At 70.2% G+C, this 25,390-nt stretch carries 27 protein-coding genes; 22 read left to right on the forward strand and 5 right to left on the reverse strand.

Features of this window, described 5'->3' with window-relative positions; all coding sequences use genetic code 11:
- The first annotated feature begins 16 nt into the window (after positions 1–16).
- The 4 genes from BM142_RS01020 to BM142_RS01035 all read left to right on the forward strand — a co-directional run bounded on the left by BM142_RS01020 (position 17) and on the right by BM142_RS01035 (position 9,440).
- Positions 17–655 (forward strand): hypothetical protein, encoded by a 639-nt coding sequence (locus BM142_RS01020; RefSeq protein ID WP_092194923.1) that lies wholly within the window; start codon positions 17–19, stop codon positions 653–655.
- On the forward strand, positions 648–1,586 hold the full coding sequence (locus tag BM142_RS01025; protein ID WP_139228729.1) for a hypothetical protein: 939 nt from the start codon (positions 648–650) through the stop codon (positions 1,584–1,586). Before BM142_RS01020 ends, BM142_RS01025 begins: the two co-directional genes overlap by 8 nt.
- Before the next feature lie 366 nt (positions 1,587–1,952).
- The gene (gene rpoB / locus BM142_RS01030) at positions 1,953–5,441 is read left to right on the forward strand and encodes a DNA-directed RNA polymerase subunit beta (protein ID WP_217640515.1); all 3,489 of its coding nucleotides are present in this window, start codon (positions 1,953–1,955) and stop codon (positions 5,439–5,441) included.
- 96 nt (positions 5,442–5,537) lie between these two features.
- Positions 5,538–9,440: a DNA-directed RNA polymerase subunit beta' gene (locus BM142_RS01035; RefSeq protein ID WP_092194925.1), complete on the forward strand. Its 3,903-nt coding sequence runs from the start codon at positions 5,538–5,540 to the stop codon at positions 9,438–9,440.
- Positions 9,441–9,629: 189 nt separating this feature from the next.
- Here BM142_RS01035 and BM142_RS01040 read toward each other — a convergent pair whose 3' ends face one another.
- From BM142_RS01040 to BM142_RS01060, 5 genes are all read right to left on the reverse strand, one after another.
- Positions 9,630–9,932 carry a transcriptional regulator gene (locus BM142_RS01040; RefSeq protein WP_092194926.1) on the reverse strand — a complete coding sequence of 101 codons (303 nt, stop codon included), beginning with the start codon at positions 9,930–9,932 and terminating at the stop codon, positions 9,630–9,632.
- Entirely contained in the window at positions 9,922–10,365 is a 444-nt protein-coding gene (locus BM142_RS01045) for a hypothetical protein (protein WP_092194927.1), read from the reverse strand. Before BM142_RS01045 ends, BM142_RS01040 begins: the two co-directional genes overlap by 11 nt.
- 110 nt (positions 10,366–10,475) lie before the next feature.
- Positions 10,476–11,516 carry an LLM class F420-dependent oxidoreductase gene (locus tag BM142_RS01050; RefSeq protein ID WP_092195177.1) on the reverse strand — a complete coding sequence of 347 codons (1,041 nt, stop codon included), beginning with the start codon at positions 11,514–11,516 and terminating at the stop codon, positions 10,476–10,478.
- Positions 11,517–11,656: 140 nt separating this feature from the next.
- Positions 11,657–11,872: a hypothetical protein gene (locus BM142_RS01055; protein ID WP_092194928.1), complete on the reverse strand. Its 216-nt coding sequence runs from the start codon at positions 11,870–11,872 to the stop codon at positions 11,657–11,659.
- Positions 11,873–11,941: 69 nt separating this feature from the next.
- The gene (locus tag BM142_RS01060; protein WP_092194929.1) at positions 11,942–12,898 is read right to left on the reverse strand and encodes a chymotrypsin family serine protease; all 957 of its coding nucleotides are present in this window, start codon (positions 12,896–12,898) and stop codon (positions 11,942–11,944) included.
- Positions 12,899–13,519: 621 nt separating this feature from the next.
- Here BM142_RS01060 and rpsL point away from each other — a divergent pair.
- From rpsL to rplE, 18 genes are all read left to right on the forward strand, one after another.
- Entirely contained in the window at positions 13,520–13,894 is a 375-nt protein-coding gene (rpsL, locus tag BM142_RS01065; protein WP_012950487.1) for a 30S ribosomal protein S12, read from the forward strand.
- Positions 13,894–14,364, forward strand: a complete 471-nt coding sequence (gene rpsG, locus BM142_RS01070; protein ID WP_089336457.1) for a 30S ribosomal protein S7 — start codon at positions 13,894–13,896, stop codon at positions 14,362–14,364. The genes rpsL and rpsG overlap by 1 nt, the downstream gene beginning before the upstream one ends.
- An 80-nt stretch (positions 14,365–14,444) precedes the next feature.
- A complete protein-coding gene (gene fusA, locus BM142_RS01075) occupies positions 14,445–16,541 on the forward strand; it encodes an elongation factor G (protein ID WP_092194930.1) in 2,097 nt (698 codons plus the stop codon).
- Positions 16,542–16,643: 102 nt separating this feature from the next.
- The gene (tuf, locus tag BM142_RS01080) at positions 16,644–17,837 is read left to right on the forward strand and encodes an elongation factor Tu (protein ID WP_092194931.1); all 1,194 of its coding nucleotides are present in this window, start codon (positions 16,644–16,646) and stop codon (positions 17,835–17,837) included.
- A gap of 132 nt (positions 17,838–17,969) precedes the next feature.
- Positions 17,970–18,275, forward strand: a complete 306-nt coding sequence (gene rpsJ / locus BM142_RS01085) for a 30S ribosomal protein S10 (protein ID WP_014377994.1) — start codon at positions 17,970–17,972, stop codon at positions 18,273–18,275.
- Between the two features lie 15 nt (positions 18,276–18,290).
- Positions 18,291–18,956: a 50S ribosomal protein L3 gene (gene rplC, locus BM142_RS01090; RefSeq protein WP_092194932.1), complete on the forward strand. Its 666-nt coding sequence runs from the start codon at positions 18,291–18,293 to the stop codon at positions 18,954–18,956.
- Positions 18,953–19,924, forward strand: a complete 972-nt coding sequence (rplD, locus tag BM142_RS01095; protein WP_175527037.1) for a 50S ribosomal protein L4 — start codon at positions 18,953–18,955, stop codon at positions 19,922–19,924. Before rplC ends, rplD begins: the two co-directional genes overlap by 4 nt.
- Positions 19,921–20,223, forward strand: coding sequence for a 50S ribosomal protein L23 (gene rplW / locus BM142_RS01100; RefSeq protein ID WP_092194933.1), 303 nt, complete (start codon positions 19,921–19,923; stop codon positions 20,221–20,223). The genes rplD and rplW overlap by 4 nt, the downstream gene beginning before the upstream one ends.
- A 52-nt stretch (positions 20,224–20,275) precedes the next feature.
- Positions 20,276–21,109: a 50S ribosomal protein L2 gene (gene rplB / locus BM142_RS01105; RefSeq protein WP_092194934.1), complete on the forward strand. Its 834-nt coding sequence runs from the start codon at positions 20,276–20,278 to the stop codon at positions 21,107–21,109.
- A 21-nt stretch (positions 21,110–21,130) separates the two neighbouring features.
- Positions 21,131–21,412 carry a 30S ribosomal protein S19 gene (rpsS, locus tag BM142_RS01110; protein WP_029340037.1) on the forward strand — a complete coding sequence of 94 codons (282 nt, stop codon included), beginning with the start codon at positions 21,131–21,133 and terminating at the stop codon, positions 21,410–21,412.
- Between the two features lie 21 nt (positions 21,413–21,433).
- Positions 21,434–21,913 (forward strand): 50S ribosomal protein L22, encoded by a 480-nt coding sequence (gene rplV, locus BM142_RS01115; RefSeq protein ID WP_092194935.1) that lies wholly within the window; start codon positions 21,434–21,436, stop codon positions 21,911–21,913.
- On the forward strand, positions 21,913–22,878 hold the full coding sequence (gene rpsC, locus BM142_RS01120; RefSeq protein WP_092194936.1) for a 30S ribosomal protein S3: 966 nt from the start codon (positions 21,913–21,915) through the stop codon (positions 22,876–22,878). The genes rplV and rpsC overlap by 1 nt, the downstream gene beginning before the upstream one ends.
- 2 nt (positions 22,879–22,880) lie before the next feature.
- Positions 22,881–23,297: a 50S ribosomal protein L16 gene (gene rplP, locus BM142_RS01125; RefSeq protein WP_089336467.1), complete on the forward strand. Its 417-nt coding sequence runs from the start codon at positions 22,881–22,883 to the stop codon at positions 23,295–23,297.
- Complete coding sequence (gene rpmC, locus BM142_RS01130; RefSeq protein ID WP_089336468.1) at positions 23,297–23,530, forward strand: 50S ribosomal protein L29; 234 nt, start codon at positions 23,297–23,299, stop codon at positions 23,528–23,530. The genes rplP and rpmC overlap by 1 nt, the downstream gene beginning before the upstream one ends.
- Positions 23,527–23,817 carry a 30S ribosomal protein S17 gene (rpsQ, locus tag BM142_RS01135; RefSeq protein ID WP_092194937.1) on the forward strand — a complete coding sequence of 97 codons (291 nt, stop codon included), beginning with the start codon at positions 23,527–23,529 and terminating at the stop codon, positions 23,815–23,817. Before rpmC ends, rpsQ begins: the two co-directional genes overlap by 4 nt.
- 232 nt (positions 23,818–24,049) lie before the next feature.
- Complete coding sequence (gene rplN / locus BM142_RS01140; RefSeq protein WP_089336470.1) at positions 24,050–24,418, forward strand: 50S ribosomal protein L14; 369 nt, start codon at positions 24,050–24,052, stop codon at positions 24,416–24,418.
- Between the two features lie 2 nt (positions 24,419–24,420).
- Positions 24,421–24,768, forward strand: coding sequence for a 50S ribosomal protein L24 (rplX, locus tag BM142_RS01145; protein ID WP_470277414.1), 348 nt, complete (start codon positions 24,421–24,423; stop codon positions 24,766–24,768).
- A 5-nt stretch (positions 24,769–24,773) separates the two neighbouring features.
- Positions 24,774–25,373, forward strand: a complete 600-nt coding sequence (gene rplE, locus BM142_RS01150; protein ID WP_092194938.1) for a 50S ribosomal protein L5 — start codon at positions 24,774–24,776, stop codon at positions 25,371–25,373.
- Positions 25,374–25,390 lie beyond the last annotated feature (17 nt).

Below are 25,390 nucleotides of genomic sequence, written 5' to 3' on the forward strand. Positions count from 1 at the left end.
AGGGAGAATCACGCGCGTGACCAGTGAGACGCGCCCCCGGGAGGACCGGGTCCGGGAGGACCGCGCGGTCCCCGACCGGACCGGCGAGGACGCCGGCGCACGACCGTCGGACGCCGGGACCGCGCCGGCCGACGGCCCGGAGCCGGCCCGCACCGGCGGTCGGCTCTCGATCCCGCTGGTCCCCGCGCTGCTGGTGCTGCTCGCCCTGCTGCTCGGCGCGACGGCCTTCCTGTGGTCCACCCGGCCGGGGGACTCCCCGGTGCGGACGGCGTCCTACGTCGACGCCCTGCAGGCGGCCCGCTCCGGTGTGGTCGACCTGACGTCGTTCGACCACCTCACCCTCGACGACGACATCGAGCAGATCCGTCGGGTGGCCACCGGCGACCTGCGCGAGGAGGCCGTCGCGGAGCTGGACGCCAGCCGGCAGCAGATCGCCGAGGCCGAGGCCGTCGTCAACACCGAGGTCGTCGGCGGCGGGGTGACGCGGGCGACGGGGTCGGAGGCGACCGTGTGGCTGGTGATCGAGTCGACCCAGCAGAGCAACGCGAGCCCGCAGGCGCAGGTGGTGCGCTACCGCATCGAGGTCGCGCTGGAGAAGCCCGAGGACCGCTGGCTGCTGTCCGGGATCACGGGGACCGGTACCGAGAATGAGTGAGACCCCCGACGGCCGGCCGCGGCCCACCCCCCGCCCCCGGCCGGCGCCGCGCCCCGGCCCGCGTCCGCGGGTGGCCGGCAGCCGCCGCGAGCGGGAGGAGCCCGCCACCCCGGCCACCGAGGTCCCGGCCGCCGCCACCCCGGCCACCGAGGTCCCGGCCGCCGAGGTCCCGGCCGCCGCCACCCCGGTCACCGACGGCTCGGCCACGGACGCCGCGGCCACGGACGCCGCGGCCACCGACGCCGCGGCCACGGGTGCTCCGCCCACCACGCGGCCGTCCAGCGATCCCGAGTCCGGCCGGGCGGCCGCGACCGCTCGGCCGCGGGCGCCACGGACCCGGCGCACCCCGGCCGCCGCGTCGTCGAGGGACACCGCGTCGACGGGGACCGCGCGCACCCGCCGGTTGCCGGCCCTCGCGCTCGTCCTGGTGCTGCTCTGCCTCGCCGCCGGGGCGGGTGCCGGCGTGCTCCTGTGGCAGCGGCTGAACCCCACCTCCGTCGACCCGGCCATCTTCGCCGCCGCCCGTGACGGGGTCCGGGCGCTCTACGCCTACGACTACCGCGACTCCGAGGGCAGCGTCCAGGGGAAGCTCGACGTCCTCACCGGCGAGCTGCGCGAGCAGTACGAGCAGGACCTGGGGCAGGGCGGGATCATCGACACCTACGAGCAGGTGTCGGCGACCACCAGCTACGAGGTCCTCGAGGTGGGCCTGCAGCAGGTGAACGACGCCCAGGACACCGCCACGCTCGTGGTCTTCGGGCAGTACCTGGTCGAGTCGGTCAACAGCGGCAGCCAGCAGCCTCCCGAGGGATCGGAGTGCCTGGTCACCCCCGCGGGCGCCCAGTCGTGCACCCAGACGGTGCAGGTGCGGGTCATCGAGGTCGACGGCGACTGGAAGATCAGCGAGCTCACGCTGCTGACCACCAGCTGACAGCCGTCCGTCCACAGACGTTCGGCGTGGCATTCCGCCGGAGTGCCCCCTGCTGGCATCATGGTCGCCGCACGCCTGCAGCCCCTGCTCGCCGAATCGCGCTCCCCGGGATGTGGCACCGGTCGCACCGGTCCTCCCGGCGTGGACAGCGCGCTCGAGCAGGGGTAAGGTCTCCTGTTGCGCTGCCCTCCTGACTGCCTGCCCGCCGAGACGGGTCACCAGGGGTGCCCGGGAGGCTTTTCCGGACGCCCCGCCGACCACTGCGGACAGAGACGATCGCGGGCAGCCCGCCACTACCGACGACGACCCAGGACGAAACCCGCACAGACCCGCCCGCACGTCGTGAGGTCCTTGGAAGGACGCATCTTGGCAGGCTCTCGCCCCACCAGCACGCCCACCAGCACCATCCAGCCCAGCACCATCCAGACCGGCCCCCGCACCGGCGAGGCCGACCAGCAGAAGATCCCCGGCGCTCCGCTCCGGGTGTCGTTCGCGAAGATCTCCGAGCCCCTCGAGGTGCCGGACCTGCTGGCCCTGCAGACCGCCTCGTTCGACTGGCTCATCGGCAGCCCCGAGTGGCGCGCGACCCTCGCGCCCGAGGAGCAGGCCGACGCCGTCGGCGGTCTCGCCGAGATCCTCGAGGAGATCTCCCCGATCGAGGACTTCAGCGGCTCGATGTCGCTGTCCTTCTCCAACCCGCGCTTCGAGGACGTCAAGGCGTCCCTCGAGGAGTGCAAGGACAAGGACATGACCTACGCGGCGCCGCTGTTCGTCACCGCCGAGTTCATGAACAACACCACCGGCGAGATCAAGTCGCAGACGGTGTTCATGGGCGACTTCCCGATCATGACGAACAAGGGCACCTTCGTCATCAACGGGACCGAGCGCGTCGTCGTCTCCCAGCTCGTCCGCAGCCCCGGCGTCTACTTCGACAAGACGCTGGACAAGACCTCGGACAAGGACGTCTTCAGCGCCAAGGTCATCCCGAGCCGCGGTGCGTGGCTGGAGTTCGACGTCGACAAGCGCGACACCGTCGGCGTCCGCATCGACCGCAAGCGCCGCCAGCCGGTCACCGTCCTGCTCAAGGCGCTCGGCTGGGGCGAGGACCGCATCCGCGAGCACTTCCAGTGGTCGCCCACGGTCCTGGCCACGCTGGAGAAGGACCACATCGCCGGTCAGGACGAGGCGCTGCTGGACATCTACCGCAAGCTGCGTCCGGGCGAGCCGCCGACGCGCGAGTCGGCGCAGGCCCTGCTGGAGAACCTCTTCTTCAACCCGAAGCGCTACGACCTGGCGAAGGTCGGCCGCTACAAGGTGAACAAGAAGCTCGGCGTCTCCGTGCCGCAGGGCACCAGCACGCTGACCGAGGACGACATCGTCGCCACCATCGAGTACGTCGTGCGGCTGCACGCTGGCGAGCCCGAGCACGGCGTCGACGACATCGACCACTTCGGCAACCGTCGCCTGCGCACCGTCGGCGAGCTGATCCAGAACCAGATCCGGGTCGGCCTCTCCCGCATGGAGCGCGTGGTCCGCGAGCGGATGACGACCCAGGACGTCGAGGCGATCACGCCGCAGACCCTGATCAACATCCGGCCGGTCGTCGCCTCCATCAAGGAGTTCTTCGGCACCAGCCAGCTGTCGCAGTTCATGGACCAGACCAACCCGCTCGCGGGCCTGACCCACAAGCGCCGCCTGTCGGCGCTGGGCCCGGGTGGTCTGTCCCGTGAGCGCGCCGGCATGGAGGTCCGCGACGTGCACCCCAGCCACTACGGCCGGATGTGCCCGATCGAGACCCCGGAAGGCCCGAACATCGGCCTGATCGGCTCGCTGTCGGCGTACGGCCGGGTCAACGCGTTCGGCTTCATCGAGACGCCGTACCGCCGGGTGAACAACGGCATCGTCAGCGAGCAGATCGACTACCTGACCGCCGACGAGGAGGACCGCTTCGTCGTCGCCCAGGCCAACTCGCCGCTGGACGCCGCCGGCCGCTTCGCCGAGGAGCGCGTCCTGGTCCGCACCAAGGGCGGTGAGGTCGACTACCTCGCCCCCGAGAACGTGGACTACATGGACGTCTCGCCGCGGCAGATGACGTCGGTCGCGACGGCGATGATCCCGTTCCTCGAGCACGACGACGCCAACCGCGCCCTCATGGGCGCGAACATGCAGCGTCAGGCCGTCCCGCTGCTGCGCAGCGAGGCGCCGCTGGTCGGCACCGGCATGGAGCTGCGTGCCGCCGTCGACGCCGGTGACGTGGTCGTGGCCGAGAAGGCCGGTGTGGTCGAGGACTCCACCGCCGACTACGTCACCGTCATGGCCGACGACGGGACCCGGCAGACCTACCGGCTGCTGAAGTTCCGCCGCTCGAACCAGGGCACCTCGGTGAACCAGACGCCGCGGGTGGACGAGGGGCAGCGGGTCGAGGTCGGCCAGGTCATCGCCGACGGCCCGTGCACCGACGAGGGCGAGATGGCGCTGGGCAAGAACCTGCTCGTCGCCTTCATGCCCTGGGAGGGCCACAACTACGAGGACGCGATCATCCTGTCGCAGCGCCTCGTGCAGGACGACGTCCTGTCCTCGATCCACATCGAGGAGTTCGAGGTCGACGCCCGCGACACCAAGCTCGGTGCCGAGGAGATCACCCGGGACATCCCGAACGTCTCCGAGGAGGTCCTCGCCGACCTCGACGAGCGCGGCATCATCCGCATCGGTGCCGAGGTCGTCCCCGGTGACATCCTCGTCGGCAAGGTCACGCCCAAGGGCGAGACCGAGCTGACCCCCGAGGAGCGCCTGCTCCGCGCGATCTTCGGCGAGAAGGCGCGCGAGGTGCGCGACACGTCGCTGAAGGTCAAGCACGGTGAGTCCGGCAAGGTCATCGGCGTCCGCGTGTTCTCCCGCGAGGACGGCGACGAGCTGCCCGCCGGCGTCAACGAGCTGATCCGGGTCTACGTCGCCCAGATGCGCAAGATCTCCGACGGCGACAAGCTCGCCGGACGCCACGGCAACAAGGGCGTCATCTCGAAGATCCTGCCGCAGGAGGACATGCCGTTCCTCGAGGACGGCACCCCGGTGGACATCGTGCTCAACCCGCTCGGCGTGCCCGGCCGGATGAACGTCGGCCAGGTCCTCGAGATGCACCTGGGCTGGGTGGCCAAGCAGGGCTGGCAGGTCGAGGGCGACCCCGAGTGGGCCAGGAACCTGCCCGATGCGGCCAAGTCCGCCGCTCCGGGTACCCGGACCGCCACGCCGGTGTTCGACGGTGCCAAGGAGGACGAGATCGTCGGCCTCCTGGGGTCGACGACGCCGAACCGCGACGGCAAGCGGATGGTCGAGGAGACCGGCAAGGCGCGGCTGTTCGACGGCCGCTCCGGGGAGCCCTTCCCCGAGCCGATCGCCGTGGGCTACGTCTACATCCTGAAGCTGCTGCACCTGGTCGACGACAAGATCCACGCCCGCTCGACCGGTCCGTACTCGATGATCACGCAGCAGCCGCTGGGTGGTAAGGCGCAGTTCGGTGGCCAGCGCTTCGGCGAGATGGAGTGCTGGGCGATGCAGGCCTACGGCGCGGCCTACGCGCTGCAGGAGCTGCTCACCATCAAGTCCGACGACATCCTGGGCCGGGTCAAGGTCTACGAGGCGATCGTCAAGGGCGAGAACATCCCGGAGCCGGGCATCCCGGAGTCCTTCAAGGTGTTGCTCAAGGAGCTGCAGTCGCTCTGCCTCAACGTGGAGGTGCTGTCCGGCGACGGGCAGGCGATCGAGCTGCGTGACACCGACGACGAGGTCTTCCGGGCCGCGGAGGAGCTGGGCATCGACCTGTCCCGCCGCGAGCCCTCCAGCGTCGAGGACGTCTAACCGTGCCCGCCGGCCGGCCCCGGGAGACCGGGGCCGGCCGGCCACACACCTTTCGATCAGAAGTTCCGTAACGAGCCCCGGAAAGGGGTCATTCACTTGCTGGACGTCAACTTCTTCGACGAGTTGCGCATCGGCCTGGCCACCGGCGACGACATCCGCCAGTGGTCCCACGGTGAGGTGAAGAAGCCAGAGACCATCAACTACCGGACGCTGCGTCCGGAGAAGGACGGTCTCTTCTGCGAGAAGATCTTCGGTCCCACCCGGGACTGGGAGTGCTACTGCGGGAAGTACAAGCGGGTCCGGTTCAAGGGCATCATCTGCGAGCGCTGCGGCGTCGAGGTGACCCGGGCCAAGGTGCGCCGTGAGCGGATGGGCCACATCGAGCTGGCCGCCCCGGTCACCCACATCTGGTTCTTCAAGGGCGTGCCGTCGCGGCTGGGCTACCTGCTCGACCTGGCGCCCAAGGACCTCGAGAAGATCATCTACTTCGCGGCCTACCTGATCACCACGGTGGACGACGAGGCGCGGCACCGCGACCTCCCGACCATCGAGGCCGAGATCAGCGCCGAGAAGTCCAACCTCGAGGGTGCCCGCGACGCCAACGTCGAGGCCCGCCAGCAGAAGCTCGAGGCGGACCTGGCCGAGCTCGAGGCGGAGGGCGCCAAGTCCGACGTCCGCCGCAAGGTGCGCGAGGGCGGCGAGCGCGAGATGCGCCAGCTGCGCGACCGCGCGCAGCGGGAGATCGACCGCCTCGAGGAGGTGCTCGACACCTTCCGCAAGCTGGAGGTCAAGCAGCTCATCGCCGACGAGGGCCTCTACCGCGAGCTGCGCGACCGCTTCGGTGAGTACTTCGAGGGCGGCATGGGCGCCGCGGCGCTGCAGAAGCTGCTCGCCGACTTCGACCTCGACGCCGAGGCCGTCTCGCTGCGCGAGACCATCCGCAGCGGCAAGGGCCAGCGCAAGCTGCGGGCCCTCAAGCGGCTGAAGGTCGTGGCTGCGTTCCAGCAGACCCGCAACTCGCCCATGGGCATGGTGCTGGACTGCGTCCCGGTCATCCCGCCGGACCTGCGCCCGATGGTGCAGCTCGACGGTGGCCGCTTCGCGACCAGCGACATGAACGACCTGTACCGCCGCGTGATCAACCGGAACAACCGGCTGAAGCGTCTGCTGGACCTCGGCGCGCCCGAGATCATCGTGAACAACGAGAAGCGGATGCTGCAGGAGTCCGTGGACGCGCTGTTCGACAACGGCCGTCGCGGCCGGCCGGTCACCGGCCCGGGCAACCGCCCGCTGAAGTCCCTGAGCGACCTGCTCAAGGGCAAGCAGGGCCGGTTCCGCCAGAACCTGCTCGGCAAGCGCGTCGACTACTCCGGCCGTTCGGTCATCGTCGTCGGCCCGCAGCTGAAGCTGCACCAGTGCGGCCTGCCCAAGCAGATGGCGCTGGAGCTGTTCAAGCCGTTCGTCATGAAGCGGCTGGTCGACCTCAACCACGCGCAGAACATCAAGTCCGCCAAGCGGATGGTCGAGCGCGCGCGCCCGGTCGTGTGGGACGTGCTGGAAGAGGTCATCACCGAGCACCCGGTGCTGCTCAACCGTGCGCCCACGCTGCACCGCCTGGGGATCCAGGCCTTCGAGCCGCAGCTGGTCGAGGGCAAGGCCATCCAGATCCACCCGCTCGTCTGCACCGCGTTCAACGCGGACTTCGACGGTGACCAGATGGCGGTGCACCTGCCGCTGTCGGCCGAGGCGCAGGCCGAGGCCCGGATCCTGATGCTGTCCAGCAACAACATCCTGAGCCCGGCCGACGGTCGTCCGATCACCGCGCCGACCCAGGACATGGTGCTCGGGCTGTACCACATCACCACGCTGGCCGGCACCACGGAGACCGCAGAGGGCGAGCTGCCGAAGGCCTACGGCTCCACGTCGGAGGCCGTCATGGCCTACGACAAGGGGTCCCTTGGTCTGCAGGAGCGCGTGCTCATCCGGCTCGACGAGGTCTACGGCGTCGACACCGGGCCGAACGACCCGTGGGTCGCGCCCGAGGGCTGGGAGCCCGGCCAGTCGGCCGTCGTCCCCACCAGCCTCGGCCGGGTGCTGTTCAACGAGGCACTGCCCGAGGACTACCGCTTCGTCAACTACCAGGTGCCGAAGAAGGAGCTCGGGGCGATCGTCAACGACCTCGCCGAGCGCTACCCCAAGGTGCAGGTCGCGGCGACGCTGGACGCGCTCAAGTCCGCCGGGTTCCACTGGGCCACCCGGGCCGGCATCACGATCGCCATCGACGACGTCGTCACGCCGCCGTCGAAGCAGGCGATCCTGGACCGGCACGAGGACGAGGCCGCCAAGATCGAGCGCCAGTACGAGCGCGGTGTCATCACCGACACCGAGCGTCGTGGGGAGCTCATCGAGATCTGGACCCGCGCGCGGGCCGAGGTCAGCCAGGCGATGGTGGACAACTTCCCGACCACCAACCCGGTCTGGGTCATGGTCAACTCGGGCGCCCGAGGCAACATGATGCAGATCAGCCAGATCGCCGGTATGCGTGGTCTGGTCGCCAACCCGAAGGGCGAGATCATCCCGCGGCCGATCAAGGCCAACTTCCGGGAGGGCCTGTCCGTGCTGGAGTACTTCATCTCCACGCACGGTGCCCGCAAGGGCCTGGCCGACACCGCTCTGCGGACCGCTGACTCGGGCTACCTCACCCGCCGGCTGGTCGACGTCTCGCAGGACGTCATCATCCGCGAGGAGGACTGCGGCACCGACCGCGGCGTCATCATGCCGATCGGCACCGTCGTCGACGGCGTCGTCACGCGCGATGCGCACGTGGAGACCAGCGTCTACGCCCGCGCCCTGGCCGCCGACGTGGTGGCCGAGGACGGGACGGTCATCGCGCAGGCGAACAGCGACCTGGGTGACGTGCTCATCCAGACGCTGATCGACGCCCAGGTGTCCGAGGTCAAGGTGCGCTGCGTGCTCACCTGCGAGTCCCTGCTGGGCACCTGCGCCACCTGCTACGGCCGCTCGCTGGCGACCGGCAAGCTGGTGGACGTCGGCGAGGCGGTCGGCATCATCGCCGCCCAGTCGATCGGTGAGCCCGGCACCCAGCTGACGATGCGCACCTTCCACACCGGTGGTGTCGCGGGTGAGGACATCACCCACGGCCTGCCGCGTGTGGTGGAGCTCTTCGAGGCCCGCGTCCCCAAGGGCAAGGCCCCGATCGCCGAGCTGGCCGGCAGCATCCGGATCGAGGACGGCGAGCAGTTCCGCAAGCTCACCATCACGCCGGACGACGGCTCCGACGAGGTCGTCTACGACAAGCTGTCGCGCCGGTCGCGGCTGCGGGTCGAGGACGGCGCCCACGTCGAGGTCGGCGAGCAGCTCACCGAGGGTGCGGTCGACCCGCACGAGGTGCTGCGGATCATGGGCCCCCGCGAGGTGCAGCTGCACCTGGTCCGCGAGGTCCAGGAGGTCTACCGGTCGCAGGGTGTGTCGATCCACGACAAGCACATCGAGGTGATCATCCGCCAGATGCTGAAGCGGGTGACCATCATCGACTCGGGCGCGACGGAGTTCCTGCCCGGTGCGCTGGTCGAGCGGACGCTGTTCGAGACCGAGAACCGCCGAGTCGTCGCCGAGGGCGGCGAGCCGGCCTCGGCCCGTCCGGTGCTCATGGGCATCACCAAGGCCTCGCTCGCCACCGAGTCGTGGCTGTCGGCCGCCTCCTTCCAGGAGACGACCAAGGTGCTCACCGACGCCGCGATCCAGGGCAAGAGCGACAGCCTGCTCGGGCTCAAGGAGAACGTGATCATCGGAAAGCTGATCCCGGCGGGTACGGGCATCAGCCGCTACCGCAACATCACGGTCGAGCCGACCGAGGAGGCCCGCGCCGCCGTCTACACGATGGCCGGGTACGACGACGGGCAGTACTACAGCCCGGACGTCTTCGGTCAGGGCTCCGGCGAGGCTGTGCGCCTCGAGGAGTACGACTGGCGGGGCTGATCCCCGGAGAACGACGGAAGGGCCCCGCAGGCGACCAGCCTGCGGGGCCCTTCCGCGTCCCGCCCCGCCCGGCCAGGCCCGGCTAGGCCCGGCCATGATCAGGGAACCTGATCGTGGCGCGTCCTCCCGCACGGTGGGCGGTGGGGGAGGACGCCGCACCGTGGGGGAGGACGACGGATCGTCCGGCGGTCAGGCCTCCGCGGTCCCGACGATCTCCTGCAGCGCCTGCACGTGGGCGGTGTACGCCCGCCTACCCTCGGGGGTGAGGGAGAGCCAGAGCCGGCTGCGGGCGTCGCGCACCGCGCGGTCCTGCCGCACGTAGCCGGCGTCGGAGAGCTGGGACAGGTGCTTGCTCAGCGCGGACTTCGACAGCCCGAGGCGCTCCTGGAGGAAGCCGAACTCGACCTTCTGCGCGGCGCTCAGCGCCGCACAGATCCGCAGCCGCTGCGGGGCGTGGATCACCTCGTCGAAGGCCGTCCCCTCAGGCGGCATCGCCGTAGGCCTTCCGGTAGCTGTGGCCCGTTCCCAGCACGATGCCGGCGACCACGACGGCGCCGACGATCCAGATCCACCAGGCGCCGGTGGTCTCCTCGACGACCAGGCACCCCAGCACCGTGCCGAGGACGCCGGCGAGGAACAGGCCCATGTCGCTCAGCGACGGCGTCACCCCCGATACGCCGTCGCGGTAGAGCCAGTACCGGCCGCCGAGGACGATCGCGGCGACGGCCGCGGCGAAGGTGGCGTTGCGCGCGTCGGACGGTGGCAGGAGCTGGGCCAGGCAGATGGCGGCCACCAGGGTCGCCTGCGCGAGGAAGAACCAGCGGGGGAGCGGGGGGTAGCGGACGGCGTCGGCGTCCGCGGAGAGCTGCTGGAGCGTCTCGCGGGCATCGTGCGGCGAGGGCGAGCCGTGCGGGCCGGTTGCCATGCAGGAAACAGTAGGGCAGTGTTTCCTGCATGGCAACGCTACCGGCCGGAGCCGTCTCGTCGTGGCGGCCGCCGGGCTGGATCCGGCCACCGCCACGACGGCGGGGCGATTCAGCCGGCCAGGCGCTTCATGGTCTCCACGGTGCTCAGCCGACCCTCGCGGCTGCCGTCCAGCGGCTGGAGCATGAGCGTGGAGACGCCGGCCTCGCGGAACGCGGCGATCCGCTCGGCGACGTGGGACTCCGGACCGATCAGCGACGACGCGCGCACCAGCTCGTCGGGGACGACGGCTGCCGCCTCGTCCTTCTTGCCGTCGAGGTAGAGGTCCTGGATCGTCCTCGCCTCGTCGGCGTACCCGTAGCGGACGGCGAGGTCGTTGTAGAAGTTCTTGCCGCGGGCGCCCATCCCGCCGATGTACAGCGCGAGCGCCGGCTTGACGAACTCCACCAGGCCGTCGACGTCGTCGCCGATCGCCACGGGGACCCCGGTGATGACCTGCAGCTCGCCGAGTTCGGGGTCGCGCTTGGCCTTGCCGGCGGCCAGCGAGTCCCCCCAGACCGAGGCGGCCTTCTCCGGCACGAAGAAGATCGGCTCCCATGCCTCGGCGATCTCGGCCGCCAGTTCGACGTTCTTCGGGCCGAGAGCGGCCAGCATGACCGGGATCCGCTCCCGGACGGGCGTGTTGATCAGCTTGAGCGGCTTGCCCAGGCCGGTGCCCTGATCGGCCGGCAGCGGGACGCTGTATTTCTTGCCCTGGTGGTCGAGGCGGTCGCGCCGCCACACCTGGCGGCAGATCTCGACGATCTCCCGGGTGCGCTGCAGGGGTGCGTCGTACGGGACGCCGTGCCAGCCCTCGATGACCTGCGGCCCGGAGGCGCCCAGGCCGAGGGTGAACCGTCCGCCGGAGACGAAGTCCAGGCCGGCCGCCGTCATCGCCGTGAGCGCCGGGGTGCGGCTGTAGATCGGGAAGATCGCGCTCAGCAGCTCGACCCGCTCGGTCACCGCCGCCAGGTAGCCGAGCTGGCTCACGGCGTCGAAGGTGTAGACCTCCGCCACGGCCGCGAGGTCGAGGCCCGCGGACTCGAGGTCGCGGATCTCTGCCGCCGTCTCCTGGAACCCGCCGCTGTAACTGGCCTGGATGCCGATGCGCACGTGCACTCCCTCGGTCGCCCGGCGCCCTCGTCGGCGCCTGGCGCGCACGCTATCGGCTGCGGCCCGGAGGCTGACCCGGCGCCCGCTGTGAAGGAAGTCGGCGACTTCCATCGTTCGAGGCGGCCGAAGGCCATGGGGTCTCAGAGGGGGCGGACGGCCCCGACGACCTCGGTGACCACCCGGACGCCGTCGACGTCCCCGGGCACCCGGGGAGCCGAGGCGGCGTCGGCGAGGTTCACCGTGAGCACGTAGCTGCTGTCCCGCCGGGACAGCCCGATCCCGACGACGCCCGGGTCTCCGGACAGGCGCGCGGCCAGCGCGCTCTTCGCGGCTCGCGCCGCGGCCCGGTCGGTCATGTACCCATCGTGCCCCGGCGGGGACGACGTGCGCACCCCCCCGGCGCACCGATCGGGTCAGAGGTCGGGTCAGAGGTCGGGGCACCACTCCACGCCGAGGACGGCCAGGACGGTGGCGAGCGGGTTCGCGAAGGTCACACCGGTCCCGGCGGAGCCGCCGGTCTCGCTGCCGGCGAAGAGCAGGGCCACCGGGGCGCGGTCGCGGCTGCGCCAGATCACCGAACCGCTGTCGCCGCCGGCGCTGAAGGGTCCGCCGCGTCCCTCGATCTCGATCTGGTCGTCGAACCGGTACACGGCCTCGTCGTACTGGACGGCCACGCCGTCCACCTCCACCGCCGTGATCCGGCCCCGGGTGTGCCCGGTCGTGCGGCCCACCTTCTCCACGGCCTCGTCCGGGTCGACGTCCAGGCTGCCGGGGACGGCGCCCAGGAGGGGACCGCCCGGGAGATCCCCGGGCGTCGCGGGCACGTCCGCGTCCAGCAGGGCGACGGCCGCGTCGACGAGGTTCACCCCCGCCACCATGGGCTGGAAGGCGGTGAGGGTGGCCACGCGGTCGGCGGAGCCGCCGCCGTCGGCCGGCCCCGGTTGCCGCACCGCGTCGCCCGGGAACGCGGAGTTGCTGGCGGCGAGGACGTGGTTGTTGGACAGCATCGCCAACCCGGACGGCGTCCGGACGAAGCCGCCCAGCGTGCCCGCGCTGACCGCCTCGTGCGCCACCGACAGGCCGGGGCGCAGCGGACGGGTCCGCCGCCGGAGGTCGGTGGGGGAGGTCAGCGCGTGCACCGGCCCGATCACCTCGACGTCCACCTCCTCCGCTGCAGCCCGCCCGAGGTCGGGGAGCAGCGCGCGGTCGGCGTCCCGCTGCAGCCGCACGGCCACGCGGGCGCCCGTGCGGCCGGCGCCCAGTCCGACCGCGACCCAGGGCCATGGGGCGTCACGCTCCCCGGCGGTGCTGCGGGCCTCGACCGCCGTCGGGAGGCGCTCGAGGATGCGGGCCTTGAGCTCGCGGGCGGCATCGGGGTCCACGGGGCCTCCAGTGCGGGGAAGGGGGTGCGGCCGACGCTAGGGGCCGGGTGCGACGTTCCCGGACGCCGCGCGGCGTACTCCCCGACCCGGCGAGTCCGGGGTAGCGTCCGCTCCGCTGCCGGATCCTCCGGAATGCGGCGCCGAGGGAAGAGAACCCGCCCCGGCGTCGTTCCTGCCGGATGTGGCCCGCTCCGGTGGGTGACCGGCCGACCATGGGCTGCGTGTGTGAGGGACCCGGCTTTGACCGGCCCACGAGGCACGGGTATCGTGGTCTGCTGTGCCCAGGGTGCCCTGGGCCTGCTCCCGTTCGCGGTGCGCCTGGGTGGCCAGAGGCTGATGTCTCGCCGGTCGCCGGGGTCCACCTCCTGGCCGCGTGATCCACGTGGTGGCCGGAAGGTGGCGACGCCGAGTCGCGAGGGGCGACCGATTCCGGTCCGACTTCCATCGGCCGGTCCTGGGAAGGGCGACACGCCCGACCGCGGGGGCCGGACGGTGCCGGGCGGCCAGAATGGGGCGGTCCGAGCAGGGCCGGCACCAGAGCGACACAGCAGGACAGCACGACCAGTCGTCAGCAGGAACCAGAGAGCACCACCCAGCGCAGGTAGGAGATCCAGGCCACCCATGCCCACGATCAACCAGCTGGTCCGCAAGGGCCGCGAGGACAAGGTCGAGAAGACCAAGACTCCGGCGCTGAAGGGTTCGCCCCAGCGCCGCGGAGTCTGCACGCGCGTCTACACGACGACGCCGAAGAAGCCGAACTCGGCGCTGCGCAAGGTCGCTCGCGTCCGCCTGACCAGTGGCATCGAGGTGACCGCCTACATCCCGGGCGTCGGCCACAACCTGCAGGAGCACTCGATGGTGCTCGTGCGCGGCGGCCGCGTGAAGGACCTGCCGGGCGTGCGCTACAAGATCATCCGTGGCTCGCTGGACACCCAGGGTGTCCGCAACCGCAAGCAGGCCCGCAGCCGTTACGGCGCGAAGAAGGAGAAGAGCTAATGCCGCGCAAGGGCCCCGCGCCGAAGCGACCGCTGGTCGCCGACCCGGTGTACCAGTCGCCGCTGGTGACCCAGCTGGTGAACAAGGTGCTGGTCGACGGCAAGCGCTCGGTCGCCGAGGCGATCGTCTACGGCGCGCTCGAGGGCTGCCGCGCCAAGAGCGACACCGACCCGGTCGTGACGCTCAAGCGCGCCCTGGACAACGTCAAGCCGGCCCTGGAGGTCCGCAGCCGCCGTGTCGGTGGCGCGACCTACCAGGTCCCGGTCGAGGTCCGTCCCTCGCGCAGCACCACGCTCGGCCTGCGCTGGCTCATCCAGTACAGCCGCGCCCGTCGCGAGAAGACGATGACCGAGCGCCTGATGAACGAGCTGCTGGACGCGAGCAACGGCCTCGGTGCCGCCGTGAAGCGGCGCGAGGACACGCACAAGATGGCCGAGTCGAACAAGGCCTTCGCGCACTACCGCTGGTAACCACCGGCGCCCGCCGCCCGCGGGACCACCGGGCGACCCCCGGACACCCGCACGCGGACCCGAACGAAGAGGAGTAAGTCATGGCCACAGGGGCCCAGCTCGCCAAGACCCGCAACATCGGGATCATGGCGCACATCGACGCCGGCAAGACCACGACGACGGAGCGCATCCTCTTCTACACCGGTATCAACTACAAGATCGGTGAGGTCCACGACGGCGCGGCCACGATGGACTGGATGGAGCAGGAGCAGGAGCGCGGCATCACCATCACGTCCGCCGCGACGAAGTGCTCCTGGAACGGCTTCGACATCAACATCATCGACACTCCCGGGCACGTCGACTTCACCGTCGAGGTGGAGCGGTCGCTGCGGGTGCTCGACGGTGCCGTCGCCGTCTACGACGGGGTCGCCGGCGTCGAGCCGCAGACCGAGCAGGTGTGGCGGCAGGCCGAGAAGTACGGCGTCCCGCGCATGTGCTTCGTCAACAAGCTCGACCGCACCGGTGCCGACTTCTTCCGCTGCGTCGACATGATGGTCGAGCGGCTGGCGGCCAACCCGCTGGTCCTGCAGATCCCGATCGGTGCCGAGGCCGACTTCATCGGCGTCGTCGACCTGGTCCAGATGAAGGCGCTCACCTGGCGCGGTGAGACCAAGCTCGGTGAGGACTACGCGGTCGAGGACATCCCGGCCGAGCTCGCCGACCAGGCCGCCGAGTACCGCGAGAAGCTGCTCGAGAACATCGCCGACTTCGACGACTCGCTGATGGAGGACTACCTCGGCGGCGAGGAGATCGCGGTGGACCGGCTCAAGGCCGCCATCCGCAAGGCGACCATCGCCGGCCAGGTGAACCCGGTCGTGACCGGTTCCGCGTTCAAGAACAAGGGCGTCCAGCCCATGCTCGACGCGGTCACCGACTACCTGCCCAGCCCGCTGGACATCGAGGCGATCGTCGGCACCGCGCTCGACGGCGAGACCGAGGTCCTGCGGCACGCCGACGAGGACGAGCCGTTCTCCGCGCTGGCCTTCAAGATCCAGACCGACCAGCACCTGGGCAAGCTGACCTACGTCCGCGTGTACTCGGGGAAGCTGGACGCCGGGTCGCCGGTGCTCAACAGCACCAAGGACCGCAAGGAGCGGGTCGGCAAGATCTACCAGATGCACGCCAACAAGCGCGAAGAGCGTGCGGGCGTGGGCGCCGGCGAGATCGTGGCCGTCAACGGCATGAAGCAGACGACCACCGGTGACACCCTCTGCGACCCGCAGAAGCCGGTGATCCTGGAGTCGATGTCGTTCCCCGCGCCGGTCATCTCGGTGGCCATCGAGCCGAAGACCAAGAGCGACCAGGAGAAGCTGGGCACGGCCATCCAGAAGCTGGCCGAGGAGGACCCGACCTTCCAGGTCAAGCTCGACGAGGAGACCGGCCAGACGGTCATCTCCGGCATGGGCGAGCTCCACCTGGAGATCCTGGTGGACCGCATGCGCCGCGAGTTCAACGTCGAGGCCAACGTCGGCAAGCCGCAGGTGGCCTACCGCGAGACGATCCGCAAGACCGTCGAGCGCGCCGACTACACGCACAAGAAGCAGACCGGTGGCTCTGGCCAGTTCGCCAAGGTCCAGATCAGCCTCGAGCCCCTCCAGGTCACGGCCGACGGCCCGACCTACGAGTTCGAGAACAAGGTCACCGGTGGTCGCATCCCGCGGGAGTACATCCCCTCGGTCGACCAGGGCATGCAGGACGCCATGCAGTACGGCGTCCTGGCCGGGTACCCCATGGTCGGGGTGAAGGCCTCGCTGCTGGACGGCCAGTACCACGAGGTCGACTCCTCGGAGATGGCCTTCAAGATCGCCGGCTCGATGGTCTTCAAGGAGGCCGCCCGCAAGGCCAGCCCGGCCCTGCTCGAGCCGCTCATGGCCGTCGAGGTGACCACGCCTGAGGAGAACATGGGCGACGTCATCGGCGACCTGAACTCCCGCCGCGGCACCATCCAGGCCATGGAGGAGCGGGCCGGCGCCCGTCTCGTCCGCGCCCTGGTGCCGCTGTCGGAGATGTTCGGCTACGTGGGCGACCTGCGCAGCCGCACCCAGGGACGGGCGAGCTACTCGATGGTGTTCGACTCGTACGCCGAGGTCCCGGCCAACGTCGCCAAGGAGATCATCGCCAAGGCGACCGGCGAGTAACACCGGCATCGGGCCCTGACCTGGTCAGGCCGCCCGCCGTCACCCAGCACCGCCCACCCCAAGAGCACGCACCACCTGCGTAACCACGAGGAGAGGAACCCAGTGGCCAAGGCCAAGTTCGAGCGGACCAAGCCGCACGTCAACATCGGCACCATCGGGCACATCGACCACGGGAAGACGACGCTGACCGCGGCGATCACCAAGGTCCTGCACGACAAGTACCCGGACCTCAACGAGGCGTCCGCCTTCGACCAGATCGACAAGGCGCCCGAGGAGAAGGCCCGCGGCATCACGATCTCGATCGCGCACGTGGAGTACCAGACGGAGAACCGTCACTACGCGCACGTCGACTGCCCCGGGCACGCCGACTACATCAAGAACATGATCACCGGTGCGGCGCAGATGGACGGCGCCATCCTCGTGGTCGCCGCCACCGACGGCCCGATGCCGCAGACCAAGGAGCACGTGCTCCTGGCCCGCCAGGTCGGCGTCCCCTACATCGTGGTGGCCCTGAACAAGGCCGACATGGTGGACGACGAGGAGATCCTGGAGCTCGTCGAGCTCGAGGTCCGCGAGCTGCTCAGCGAGTACGAGTTCCCGGGCGACGACGTCCCCGTGGTCCGCGTCTCCGCGCTGAAGGCCCTCGAGGGCGACGCCGAGTGGGGCGACAAGCTCATGGAGCTGATGAACGCCGTCGACACCGCGATCCCGGAGCCGGAGCGCGACATCGACAAGCCGTTCCTCATGCCCGTCGAGGACGTCTTCACCATCACCGGCCGCGGCACCGTGGTGACCGGTCGTGTGGAGCGTGGCATCGTCAAGGTGTCCGAGGAGATCGAGATCGTCGGCATCCGTGAGAACTCGACCAAGACCACGGTCACCGGCGTCGAGATGTTCCGCAAGCTGCTCGACCAGGGCCAGGCCGGTGACAACGTCGGTCTGCTGCTGCGCGGCATCAAGCGCGAGGACGTCGAGCGCGGCCAGGTCGTCGTGAAGCCCGGTTCGATCACCCCGCACACCAACTTCGAGGGCTCGGTCTACATCCTCTCGAAGGACGAGGGTGGCCGTCACACGCCGTTCTTCAACAACTACCGTCCCCAGTTCTACTTCCGGACGACGGACGTGACCGGCGTCGTGACCCTGCCCGCCGGCACCGAGATGGTCATGCCCGGCGACAACACCGAGATGACGGTGGAGCTCATCCAGCCCATCGCCATGGAGGAGGGCCTGAAGTTCGCCATCCGTGAGGGTGGTCGGACCGTGGGCGCCGGCCGGGTCACCAAGATCCTCAAGTAGCACCCCCGGTGGGCGGCGGCCGCAGGCCGGCCGCCGCCCACCCCGGGTCCGGGCCCACCCGCCCGGACCCACCCCCGGGTCAGCAGACCCACTCGAACTTTCACAACCGATCGGCAGGAGCAGAAGACAGCGATGGCGGGACAGAAGATCCGCATCCGGCTGAAGGCCTACGACCACGAGGCGATCGATGCCTCGGCGCGACGCATCGTGGAGACGGTCACCAAGACCGGAGCCCGAGTGGTCGGCCCCGTGCCGCTGCCGACGGAGAAGAACGTGTACGCGGTGATCCGTTCGCCGCACAAGTACAAGGACTCGTTCGAGCACTTCGAGATGCGCACGCACAAGCGGCTCATCGACATCCTCGACCCGACGCCGAAGACGGTGGATGCGCTCATGCGCATCGATCTGCCGGCCTCGGTCGACGTCAACATTCAGTAAGGGCAGTCAGCAGACATGGCGAGCACATTTCGCGGTCTCCTCGGCGAGAAGCTGGGGATGACCCAGGTTTTCGACGAGAACAACCGTCTCGTGCCGGTGACCGTCGTCAAGGCGGGCCCGTGTGTGGTGACCCAGGTGCGCACCCCGGAGGTGGACGGCTACTCGGCCCTCCAGCTCGGGTTCGGCGAGATCGACCCGCGCAAGGTGAACAAGCCCGAGGGTGGGCACTTCACCAAGGCGGGCGTCACGCCGCGGCGGCACCTGGTGGAACTGCGCACCGAGGACGCCGGCGACTACACGGTCGGCCAGGAGCTGACCGCCGACGTGTTCGACGGCGTGGCCAAGGTCGACGTCATCGGCACCAGCAAGGGCAAGGGCACCGCCGGCGTCATGAAGCGTCACGGCTTCAAGGGCCTCGGCGCGTCGCACGGCACCCAGCGCAAGCACCGGTCGCCCGGTTCCATCGGTGGCGCGTCCACCCCGGGCCGCGTGTTCAAGGGCCTGAAGATGGCCGGTCGCATGGGTGCGGTCAAGACGACCACGCTCTCGCTGGTCGTGCACAAGGTCGACGCGGAGCGCGGGCTCATCCTGATCAAGGGTGCGGTCCCCGGTCCCAAGGGTGGCCTGCTCCTCGTCCGTTCCGCGGTCAAGGGCGGCCCCGTGGGGAGTGACAAGAAGTGAGCCAGTCCATCGACACGCGGACCGACCGCCAGGTCGACGTCCGCACCCCGGCGGGGGAGACCTCCGGCAGCGTGACGCTGCCCGGTGAGCTCTTCGACGCCAACGCGAACGTCTCGCTGATGCACCAGGTGGTCGTGGCCCAGCTGGCCGCGGCCCGCCAGGGCACGCACTCGACCAAGTCGCGCGGCCAGGTGAGCGGTGGTGGCGCCAAGCCGTACCGCCAGAAGGGCACCGGCCGGGCCCGTCAGGGCTCGACCCGCGCGCCGCAGTTCGCCGGCGGTGGCATCGTCCACGGCCCGACGCCGCGTGACTACACGAAGAAGACCCCGAAGAAGATGAAGGCCGCCGCGCTGCGCGGAGCCCTCTCCGACCGGGCCCGCGAGGGCCGGGTGCACGTCGTCTCCGCCTTCGTCGACGGGGACGCCCCGAAGACCAAGACGGCCCTGGCCACGCTCAACGCGGTGACCCAGGCCAAGCGGGTCCTCGTCGTGCTGGACCGGGACGACGTCCTCAACTGGGTCAGCCTGCGCAACGCGCCGCAGGTGCACCTGATCGAGGCCGGTCAGCTCAACACCTACGACGTGCTGGTGGCCGACGAGGTCGTCTTCACCGAGACCGCGCTCGCCGAGTACGTGGCCGGACCGGCGAAGGGCAAGGGCGGTGTGCTGCCCGACCTCGCCACCCGCGAGACCCCGGGCGGCATCGCCTCGGTCGCCCCGGCCGAGGGCGAGGGCACCGTCGAGACCGGCACCGCGGCCGAGACCCCGACGGGGAAGGCTCCGGCCAAGAAGGCCGTTGCCAAGAAGACGGCGGCGAAGAAGGCCGCCGCGGCCGAGGACCCTGCTCCGGCCACGCCGGCCGAGGCCGCCAAGGCCCCGGTCGAGCAGGCCGAGGCCGCCGACGCCGGGCCGGACGCCACCGCGCCCAGCGAGGACGGCACCACCGAGACCACCGAGGAGAAGGCATGAGCGTCCGCGACCCCCGGGACGTCCTGCTCGCCCCGGTCATCTCGGAGAAGAGCTACGGGCTGCTCGACGGCAACCAGTACACGTTCATCGTGCTGCCCGAGGCGAACAAGACGCAGATCAAGATCGCTGTCGAGCAGATCTTCAACGTGAAGGTCCTCGGCGTGAACACGATCAACCGTCAGGGCAAGCGCAAGCGCAGCCGTGGCACGCAGATGGGCAAGCGCAAGGACACCAAGCGCGCCATCGTCTCCGTCGCCCCCGGCGACCGCATCGAGATCTTCGGCGGCCCGGGCGCCTGACCGCGCCCGACCCCCGACCGGACCAGAGAGAACAGACAGGGACTCACGACCCATGGCTATCCGCAAGTACAAGCCGACGACGCCGGGCCGCCGCGGCTCCAGCGTCGCCGACTTCGCCGAGGTCACCCGCGACCATCCCGAGAAGTCGCTGGTCCGGCCGCTGCACGGCCGCGGTGGACGCAACGTCCACGGCAAGGTCACCGCTCGCCACCAGGGCGGTGGTCACAAGCGCGCCTACCGGCTGATCGACTTCCGCCGGGCGGACAAGGACGGCGTGCCGGCGAAGGTCGCGCACATCGAGTACGACCCGAACCGCACCTCGCGGATCGCGCTGCTGCACTACGCCGACGGGGAGAAGCGCTACATCCTCGCCCCGGCGCGGCTGAAGCAGGGCGACACGGTGGAGTGCGGCCCCTCGGCCGACATCAAGCCGGGCAACAACCTGCCGCTGCGGAACATCCCCGTCGGCACGGTCATCCACGCCATCGAGCTCCGTCCCGGTGGCGGTGCGAAGATCGCGCGCTCGGCCGGCACCAGCGTCCAGCTGGTGGCCCGCGAGGGCCGCTTCGCCCAGCTGCGCATGCCCTCGGGCGAGATCCGCAACGTCGACGTGCGCTGCCGCGCCACCGTCGGCGAGGTGGGCAACGCCGAGCAGTCCAACATCAACTGGGGCAAGGCCGGCCGCATGCGGTGGAAGGGCAAGCGCCCGACCGTCCGCGGTGTGGCGATGAACCCGGTCGACCACCCGCACGGTGGTGGTGAGGGCAAGACCTCCGGTGGTCGCCACCCGGTGAACCCGAAGGGCAAGCCGGAGGGCCGGACGCGCAAGCGGAAGGCCAGTGACGCCCTGATCGTGCGCCGCCGGCGCGCCAACAAGAAGCGCTGAGCGGGATAGGAGCCGACAGACATGCCACGCAGCCTGAAGAAGGGCCCGTTCGTCGACGACCACCTGCTCAAGAAGGTGGACGCCCAGAACGAGAAGGGCACCAAGAACGTGATCCGCACCTGGTCACGCCGCTCGACGATCATCCCGGACATGCTGGGTCACACCCTGGCGGTGCACGACGGCCGCAAGCACGTCCCGGTGTTCGTGACCGAGGCGATGGTCGGGCACAAGCTCGGCGAGTTCGCCCCCACGCGCACGTTCCGTGGGCACATCAAGGACGACCGCCGCTCGCGGCGGGGCTGACCAGGTAGAGAGAGACTGAAGATGACTTCCCAGTTGGGACAGGAGGCACCGGTCGCCCGGGCTACGGCCCGGTTCGTCCGCGTGACCCCGATGAAGGCTCGGCGGGTGGTGGACCTGGTCCGCTACCTGCCGACCGACGAGGCACTCGCTCTGCTGCGCTTCGCCCCGCAGAGCGCCAGCGAGCCGGTGGCCAAGGTCGTCGCCAGCGCGGTGGCCAACGCCGAGCACAACCTGCAGCTGGACCCGGCCGCCCTGGTGGTCAGCGCCGCCTACGTGGACGAGGGCCCCACCCTGAAGCGGATCCGTCCGCGTGCCCAGGGACGGGCGTTCCGCATCAACAAGCGGACCAGCCACATCACCATCGAGGTGAGCGAGGTCGCCACCAGCGACGTCCTCGCCAAGAAGTCGCGCAAGGCCCGCCGGGACACCGGCCAGTCCGGCCCGGCGACGCAGCAGGCAGGCAACCAGTCCAGGGGCAACACGAGGGGAGGGACCCGCTAGTGGGTCAGAAGGTCAACCCGCACGGGTTCCGGCTCGGGATCACCACCGACTACAAGTCCCGGTGGTACGCGGACAAGCTGTACAAGGACTACGTCAAGGAAGACGTCGCGATCCGCAAGCTCATGTCCAAGGGCATGGAGCGGGCCGGCATCTCCAAGGTCGAGATCGAGCGCACCCGCGACCGGGTCCGCGTCGACATCCACACCGCCCGGCCGGGCATCGTCATCGGCCGTCGCGGTGCGGAGGCCGACCGCATCCGCGGCGAGCTGGAGAAGCTCACCGGCAAGCAGGTGCAGCTGAACATCCTCGAGGTCAAGAACCCCGAGTCCGACGCGCAGCTGGTCGCCCAGGGCGTCGCCGAGCAGCTCTCCAGCCGGGTCAGCTTCCGTCGTGCCATGCGCAAGGCCATGCAGTCGGCTCAGCGCAGCCCGCAGGTCAAGGGCATCCGGGTGCAGTGCTCGGGTCGCCTGGGTGGCACCGAGATGAGCCGGTCGGAGTTCTACCGCGAGGGTCGTGTGCCGCTGCACACGCTGCGCGCGAACATCGACTACGGCATCTACGAGGCCCGCACCACCTTCGGCCGCATCGGCGTGAAGGTGTGGATCTACAAGGGCGACGTCAGCGGATCGCGCGCCGAGCGCGCGGCCCTGGAGGCGCTCGCCGACCGCCAGCAGCGTCGTGAGCGGGCCCAGCGCCCGCAGCGTCGTTCCGGGTCCTCCGGCACGACCGCCGGCGGCACCGAGGCCGGTCGCGCCGCGGCCGAGACCCCCACCACGGGGCCGGCTGCCGACGCCACCGAGACCGCTCCGGTCGCGCAGACCTCCGGCGAGTCCACCGCCGAGCAGACCGTCGCCGAGGCCGCCGGCCCGGAGGCCACCTCTGCCGCGGAGAACGTGGCCGCGGGGACGACGGCCACCGACACGACGGCCACCGAGACCACCACCACCGACGAGCAGGGGAGCTGACCGTGCTGATCCCACGGCGCGTCAAGCACCGCAAGCAGCACCACCCCGACCGTGGCGGCCGGGCCAAGGGCGGCACCGCGATCAACTTCGGTGAGTACGCGATCCAGGCGCTCGAGCCGGCCTACGTGACCAACCGGCAGATCGAGTCCGCCCGTATCGCCATGACCCGGCACATCAAGCGTGGCGGAAAGGTGTGGATCTCTATCTACCCGGACCGTCCGCTGACCAAGAAGCCCGCCGAGACCCGCATGGGTTCCGGTAAGGGTTCGCCGGAGTGGTGGGTCGCGAACGTCAAGCCCGGGCGCATCATGTTCGAGCTCTCGGGTGTCGCCGAGCCGGTGGCCCGCGAGGCCATGCGCCGCGCGATCCACAAGCTCCCCATGAAGTGCCGCTTCATCACCCGTGAAGGAGAGGTGTGATGGCCGCCGGCCTGACCGCTCCGGAGCTTCGCGAGCTCTCCGTCGACGAGCTCGCCGCGCGGCTCCGTGAGTCCAAGGAAGAACTGTTCAACCTGCGCTTCCAGGTGGCCACCGGCCAGCTGGACAACAACCGGCGACTGCAGACCGTTCGTCGCGACATCGCCAGGATCTACACGATCATGCGCGAGCGCGAGCTGGGTCTCTCGGTCGCCCCGAACGAGGGTGTGGCATGAGCGAGACCCAGGAAGCGTCGGGCCCCGGCCTGGCCGGTCGTGGGTACCGCAAGGTCCGTGAGGGCCTCGTGGTCAGCGACAAGATGCAGAAGACCATCGTCGTCGAGGTCGAGGACCGTGTGAAGCACGCCCTCTACGGCAAGGTCATCCGCCGGACGAACAAGCTCAAGGTGCACGACGAGCAGAACGTCGCGGGCGTCGGTGACCGGGTGCAGATCATGGAGACCCGGCCGACGTCGGCCACCAAGCGGTGGCGGCTGGTCGAGATCCTCGAGAAGGCCAAGTAACCGCCAGCAGGACGCGGTCCCTCCCGGGGCCGTAGCACAACACCAGAGCGGTACGCGTACTCTGGACGACTGGCGCGCATCGCACCTCCTCGCGGAGGAGCGCGCGCCGCATCCCGGTACCCGTGCTCCGTACGCACCGGCGGCTCGCCGCCGGTGCGTCGGCACGCGGTTACCGGACAGCCGGTTCACCGATCCGGCCCGGCTGTCACCACAAGATTTTGGGAGTAGGGACGTGATCCAGCAGGAGTCGCGGCTGCGAGTCGCCGACAACACCGGTGCGAAGGAGATCCTCTGCATCCGGGTGCTCGGCGGTTCCGGGCGACGCTACGCGGGCATCGGCGACATCATCGTCGGCACCGTGAAGGATGCGCTGCCCGGTGCCGGCGTCAAGAAGGGTGACGTCGTCAAGGCGGTCATCGTGCGCACCGTCAAGGAGCGCCGTCGTCCGGATGGCTCCTACATCCGCTTCGACGAGAACGCCGCGGTCATCATCCGCGACAGCGGCGACCCGCGCGGTACGCGCATCTTCGGCCCTGTGGGCCGCGAGCTCCGCGACAAGCGCTTCATGCGGATCATCTCGCTCGCACCGGAGGTGCTGTGATCATGGCTAGCGCCAGCAACGGCAAGACGCCGTCCATGAAGGTGAAGAAGGGTGACACCGTCGTCGTCCTGTCCGGCAAGGACAAGGGCGCGAAGGGCCGCGTCATCGCCGCCTTCCCGAAGGTCCAGCGCGTCCTGGTCGAGGGCGTCGGGCGCGTGAAGAAGCACACCGCCATCAGCTCGAGCCAGCGCGGTGCCCAGCAGGGCGGGATCGTCACGCAGGAGGCTCCCATCCACGTGAGCAACGTGATGGTGATCGACTCCGAGGACAAGCCCACCCGTGTCGGGTACCGCAAGGACGACAACGGCCGCAGCGTCCGCGTCTCGCGGCGAACCGGTAAGGACCTCTGAACGCCATGACCTCCTCAACTGGGAGCGCACCCACCCGCGAGCTGCCCCGCATGCTCGCCCACTACCGCGAGGCCATCGCCCCGGCGCTGCAGTCGGAGTTCGGCTTCGAGAACGTCATGCAGATCCCGCGCCTGACGAAGATCGTCGTCAACATGGGCGTCGGCGAGGCCACGCGTGACGCCAAGCTGATGGACGGTGCCGTCCGCGACCTCACCGCGATCACCGGCCAGAAGCCGGCGGTCGTGCGGGCCCGCAAGTCCATCGCGCAGTTCAAGCTCCGCGAGGGCATGCCGATCGGCGCCAAGGTCACCCTGCGCGGCGACCGCATGTGGGAGTTCCTCGACCGGCTGCTGTCGCTGGCCCTGCCCCGCATCCGCGACTTCCGCGGGCTGAACCCCAAGCAGTTCGACGGCCACGGCAACTACACCTTCGGCCTCAACGAGCAGTCGATGTTCCGCGAGATCGACGTCGACAGGATCGACCGGCAGCGCGGCATGGACATCACCCTGGTCACCACCGCGACCAACGACGAGGAGGGTCGCGAGCTGCTCCGCCAGCTCGGCTTCCCCTTCGCCGGCCAGCCCGTCGTGACCACCATCCGCTGAGCCGGTAGGAGACAACC

The organism is Blastococcus tunisiensis, from assembly GCF_900112815.1.
GTDB classification, from domain to species: domain Bacteria; phylum Actinomycetota; class Actinomycetes; order Mycobacteriales; family Geodermatophilaceae; genus Blastococcus_B; species Blastococcus_B tunisiensis.